This window comes from Brevibacterium sp. S111 (assembly GCF_004745075.1).
In the GTDB taxonomy this organism is placed as follows: Bacteria; Actinomycetota; Actinomycetes; order Actinomycetales; family Brevibacteriaceae; genus Brevibacterium.
In genome coordinates, this window is sequence record NZ_RHFH01000051.1 from 1 (window position 1) to 1,334 (window position 1,334).

At 60.6% G+C, this 1,334-nt stretch carries 1 protein-coding gene and 1 pseudogene; one reads left to right on the forward strand and one right to left on the reverse strand.

Annotated features, from left to right (window positions below):
* Window positions 1-150: 150 nt before the first annotated feature.
* Window positions 151-678: pseudogene (locus EB836_RS17980) on the reverse strand (helix-turn-helix domain-containing protein); the annotation flags it as partial.
* A 232-nt stretch (window positions 679-910) separates the two neighbouring features.
* Here EB836_RS17980 and EB836_RS17985 point away from each other — a divergent pair.
* Window positions 911-1,213, forward strand: a complete 303-nt coding sequence (locus tag EB836_RS17985; RefSeq protein ID WP_135542810.1) for a Rieske 2Fe-2S domain-containing protein — start codon at window positions 911-913, stop codon at window positions 1,211-1,213.
* The last annotated feature ends 121 nt before the right edge of the window (window positions 1,214-1,334 follow it).

A 1,334-nucleotide genomic window follows, 5' to 3' on the forward strand; every position in this document is an offset into this window, starting at 1 on the left:
AAGGAGAAGCGGCCGCCGGGAGTAGTGGGCCCGCGCCGACGGCCGGGGAGTCTGGAAGTCGTGCCGGAGAAGCGGCCATGGCGAGCCGCGGAGGACCGGGACTCCGGGACTTAAATGGATACCCCTTTACGAAGAAACCGTCGCTAAACGGTCATTGCGGGTGACGAAAGCCGAGCCTGCTGGATAGAGCGCTCGCACTTGAGCGGGAGGCATCGCCGACATGATGGCGCGTCCGCTCGCGGTCAGATGCGCTGGCAGGCGGACCCCCACCTCGGTGACCAACGCCGGCCGGAACTTGGCTCGCTCCTCGATGACATAGACGACGTCGCTGCCGTGCAGCACCGCAAGATGTGCGCTCTCACCGATGGTGTCGACAAGGGATGCGAGGATCGGAGCACCGAGCCGAGACAGCGGGGCCTGCCGCGCATATGAGGAACTGAGCTCGAATGCCGAGATGCCCAAACCGTACTTGCGCTCTTCGGACAGATGCACGGCGAAGCCGTTTTCGATAAGCACGGCAAGCAGGTGATAGACGGTCGACCGGGGCAGATCGAGTGCGGCGGCGATAGACACAGCAGAGACTGGAACATTGCGGGACGACAACAATGTGAGAATGCGCAGAGCGTTGTGCGCTGCGGGGACCTTGTCGCTCGGTGTGCGCGGATAACGAGTCACGATCCCCTCCTGAAGCGATGGCGGCTCCGATGCCCTCACGGACGGAAAACCTCATCAGTGTTTCCGGCCGGTCAACCCAGCGTAAACGGAGTGCCGATGGCATGTGAGCCTCGGCTCGAGCGATGAGACTGTCCCAGGTGTCTGTGATCCCAGACATAGAGACTCAAAACGATGATGTGCGACAGATCACAAGAGGCTAGCTTGAGCTTAAGTGCTATTACCGAAGGAGGCAGTCATGAGTGCGCAGGAAGAATGGGTTCGTAACGCCTGGTATGTAATCGCCTGGTCAGAAGAGATCAGCCAAGACAAGCCGTTGGGGCGCGATATCCTCGGCAAGTCTGTGGTGATCTTCCGCTCGCCCGAAGGCCGGGCCGTCGTCATGGACAATCGCTGCGCCCACCGAGGGTTTCCCCTCTCGGAAGGTCGCACGACTGAACGCGGAATCCAATGCGGATACCACGGCTTCGAATACGACACCACGGGCGCGTGTGTGCACGTGCCCGGCCAATGGCGCATCCCGTTACCTTTTAAGCCTTGATCCACCGATTCGGTTGATTCTTGGCCGTTCGTTCGGGTTCGAGTGCGAACATGACGTGAGGGCAGGAAGTAGTGTCCCGGTCTCTCACCGGTCTCTTCCACAAATGTTTCCCAAGGTCTCC